This is a genomic window from Bradyrhizobium sp. STM 3809 (assembly GCF_000239795.1).
Lineage (GTDB): Bacteria > Pseudomonadota > Alphaproteobacteria > Rhizobiales > Xanthobacteraceae > Bradyrhizobium.
Window position 1 is genome coordinate 1 of sequence record NZ_CAFJ01000480.1, and the last position, 3,751, is coordinate 3,751.

The following is a 3,751-nucleotide window of genomic DNA, read 5'->3' on the forward strand; positions in this document are numbered from 1 at the left end:
AAACAGAGTGGACAGGAGCCACTCAGTGTCCAAACGAGGACGGTTCCGGTTGTAAACGCGAAAGCTTAATCAACCGTAAATGGCACAAATTTTTCAAACTTCATTAGCCATGTCGGCCACTGGCCGACCGTATTTCTACGTGACGGAACGACGCTCAGGATTTGAAGATGCTGGCTGCGGCATCGCGGGAGGCGCGCTTCTTCGCCACCATTTGCTCGATCCGCTCGATCTCGCCGCGCAGCAGCGCGATCCGGCCGGTCAGCTCCTCGATCGAGAGCATCGACAGGTCCTGGCCGATGTCGTGCGAAGCGGCCTTGCGCGGCCGGTCGTCGTCCTCATTTGCCATGTTGACCCTCTCCCGGTTGCCAGCGGGGGCCGCGCTGGCTTAATCACGCCGCCACACCCGCTTGTTCACGCCTGAAGGATTTCTCATGGAACAGCTGCCCGCGCAAATGACCGTGGTCGCCATCAGCCAGCCGGGCGGTCCCGAGGTGCTGAAGCCCGAGACCCGGCCCGTTCCGAAGCCCGGCCCCGGCGAGATCCTGATCAAGGTGAAGGCGGCCGGCGTGAACCGTCCGGACGTCGCCCAGCGTTCCGGCAGCTATCCGCCGCCGCCCGGCGCCAGCGACCTGCCGGGCCTGGAGGTCGCAGGCGAGGTCGTGGCGCTCGGCGACGGCGCCGTCCGGCACAAGCTCGGCGACAGCGTGATGTCGCTGGTCGCCGGCGGCGGCTATGCCGAATATTGCATTGCACAGGATGCTCAGGCGATGACGGTGCCGGCGGCGCTGTCGATCAAAGAGGCCGGCGCCCTGCCCGAAACGCTGATGACGGTCTGGCACAACGTGTTCGAGCGCGGCGGCCTCAAGGATGGCGAGACGCTGCTGGTGCATGGCGGCTCCTCGGGGATCGGCACCATGGCGATCCAGCTCGCCAAGGCGTTCGGCGCCAGGGTGCTGGTCACCGTCGGCTCGCAGGACAAGGCGGACGCCTGCGTCAAGCTCGGCGCCGATCGCGCCATCAACTACAAGACGGAGGACTTCGTCGCCGTCGTGAAGGAAGCGACCGGCGGCAAGGGCGCCAACGTCATCCTCGACATGGTCGGCGGCGACTACATCGAGCGCAATTACGACGCGGCGGCAACCGATGGTCGCATCGTCCAGATTGCCTTCCTCGGCAGCCCCAAGGCGACCGTCAATTTCGTCAAGCTGATGGTGAAGCGCCTCACCCACACCGGATCAACCCTGCGTCCCCGTAGCAATGCGGACAAGGCGGCGATGGTGGCGGCGATCGAGGCCAAAGTGATGCCGTTGCTGCGCGAGGGTCGCATCAAGCCGTTGATGGATTCGACGTTTCCACTGGTGGATGCAGCGAAGGCGCATGCGCGCATGGAGACCAGCCAGCATATTGGCAAAATTGTGTTGGAAATCTAGGCGCCCTCTAAACAGAGTGTGTTTGGAATCTCTTTGATTTTCCTCGCTTTCGTGCCAATGATCGCGCACATCTGAACCGTGCCTGGAACGGCTCCAAATCCTTTGCGAACGCGCCTTTAAGTTTGAGCTGTTTTCGCTGTGGTTGGGTGTCGAACGCGGAGATTTGACATTGCGTCTGGTCAGGTGCCTGGCGTCCTTGGTGGCGCTGGGCCTCGTGATGTGTGGTGCCGCTGCCCCCGCTCAGGCCGTTGACGCCGTCAGCGTGCGCGGCGACGCGCCTGCCATCGACCTGACCGGCATCCTCGATCACCAGCGCAGCGAAAACGACCGTATCCAGGTCTCCACCGCGCCCGGCACTGACGGCATCGTTCGCCGCATCGAGGTGCGGGCCCGCGAAGGCGGCCAGAACTGGATCGTATTCGCGCTGGCCAACAACACCGACGATCAGCTCGACCGCCTGATCGTGGCGCCGCACTACCGCGTCGTCGGCTCCGGCGTGCTGTGGCCCGACCTCGGCCTGTCGCGCATCGCCACCATCACGCCGTCGATCGGCGATCTGCCCGAGCGGCAGGAGAGCCCGACCGCCGACGTCTTCCGCGTCACGCTCGATCCCGGCTCGGTCGTGACCTTCGTCGCCGAGCTGCGCACCGACAAGCTGCCGCAGCTCTATCTGTGGGAGCCCGAGGCCTACAAGGACAAGGTAAACTCGTTCACCTTGTACCAGGGCATCGTGATCGGCATCTCCGGACTGCTGGCCCTCGTCCTGACGATCCTGTTCGTCGTCAAGGGCAGCATCATGTTTCCGGCCGCCGCGGCGCTGGCCTGGGCGGTGCTGGTCTATATCGGCGTCGACTTCGGCTTCTGGGGCAAGGTCCTGGACATGTCGAACAATGCCGAGCGCGTCTGGCGCGCCTCCGGCGAGGCGATCCTGGCGGCGACGCTGTTGGTGTTCCTGTTCGCCTATCTCAACCTGTCGCGCTGGCACGTCCGCTATTCGCATATCACGCTGGGCTGGCTGTTCTTCCTGGGCTCGCTGGTCGCGGTCGCCCTGTTCGATCCCGCAGTGGCCTCGGGCATCGCACGCATCTCGCTGCTCCTGATCGCGGTGCTCGGCTTCGCGCTGATCGTCTACCTCTCCAGCCACGGCTTCGACCGCGCGGTGCTGCTGATCCCGACCTGGTTCCTGCTGACCGTCTGGGTCGGCGCCGCCAGCATGACGGTGGCCGGCCAGGTCACCAACGACATCGTCGGCCCGGCGCTGCTCGGCGGCCTCGTGCTGATCGTGATGCTGATCGGCTTCACGGTGATGCAGCACGCCTTCGCCGGCGGCGGCGCCACCACCGGCATCGTCTCCGACGTCGAGCGCCGCGCGCTGGCGCTGGCCGGCTCCGGCGATCTGATCTGGGACTGGGACGTCTCGGCCGACAAGGTGTTCACCAGCCCGGAGACCGAAAGCCTGCTCGGCCTCAAGCGCGGCACGCTCGAGGGCCCGGCCGCGAAATGGCTCGAGGTGCTGCATCCGCTCGACCAGGACCGCTTCCGCGCCGCGCTCGACAGCGTGCTCGACCAGCGCCGCGGCCGCCTGGTGCAGGACTTCCGGCTGCGCACGCCCGACGGCCACTTCATGTGGTTCGCGCTGAAGGCGCGCCCGGTGGTCGGCTCCGACGGCGAGGTCTCGCGCGTCGTCGGCACGCTCACCGACGTGACCGAGTTCAAGAACGCCGAGGAGCGCCTGCTCCACGACAGCGTGCACGACAACCTGACCGGCCTGCCCAACCGCAAGCTGTTCATTGACCGTCTCGCCGCCGTCGCCAATTTCGCCAAGACCATGCCGGCGCTGCGGCCGACCCTGATGGTGATCGATCTCGACCGCTTCAAGCAGGTCAACGATTCCGTCGGCATCGCGGTGGGCGACTCCATCCTGCTCACGCTGGCGCGGCGGCTGTCGCGCATCCTGAAACCGCACGACACGCTGGCGCGTCTGGCCGGCGATCAGTTCGGCCTGATCCTCTTGTCCGAGCAGGACCCGGCCCGCATCACCGCCTTCGCCGAGACCATCCGCAAGACCATCCGCGCGCCGATCGCCTTCAACGAGCGCGAGATCTTCCTGACCGCCTCGATCGGGCTCGCTCTGTCCGACCCGCAGACGCAGCTGTCGGAGGACATCATCAAGGATGCCGAGCTCGCGATGTATCACTCCAAGCGCATCGGCGGCGACCGCATCGACGTCTACAAGCCGGCGATGCGCGCGCGCAAGAACGACCGCCTGACGCTCGAGAGCGAGCTGCGCCGCTCGATCGAGCGGCAGGAGATCACCATCC

3 protein-coding genes are annotated in these 3,751 nt (G+C 65.8%); 2 read left to right on the forward strand and 1 reads right to left on the reverse strand.

Features of this window, described 5'->3' with window-relative positions:
• Positions 1-154 precede the first annotated feature (154 nt).
• Positions 155-346 (reverse strand): DUF1192 domain-containing protein, encoded by a 192-nt coding sequence (locus BRAS3809_RS22215; protein WP_008964283.1) that lies wholly within the window; start codon positions 344-346, stop codon positions 155-157.
• An 85-nt stretch (positions 347-431) separates the two neighbouring features.
• On the opposite strand from BRAS3809_RS22215, the gene BRAS3809_RS22220 reads away from it, so the two are divergent.
• Entirely contained in the window at positions 432-1,430 is a 999-nt protein-coding gene (locus tag BRAS3809_RS22220) for an NAD(P)H-quinone oxidoreductase (RefSeq protein WP_008964284.1), read from the forward strand.
• Positions 1,431-1,599: 169 nt separating this feature from the next.
• On the forward strand, positions 1,600-3,751 hold a 2,152-nt coding region (locus tag BRAS3809_RS22225), incomplete at its 3' end, for a diguanylate cyclase domain-containing protein (protein ID WP_035657614.1).

Bases quoted from the DNA above. Each gene is read 5' to 3' on its own strand.
- BRAS3809_RS22215 (WP_008964283.1), bottom strand. From the start codon at position 346: ATGGCAAATGAGGACGACGACCGGCCGCGCAAGGCCGCTTCGCACGAC.
- BRAS3809_RS22220 (WP_008964284.1), top strand. From the start codon at position 432: ATGGAACAGCTGCCCGCGCAAATGACCGTGGTCGCCATCAGCCAGCCG.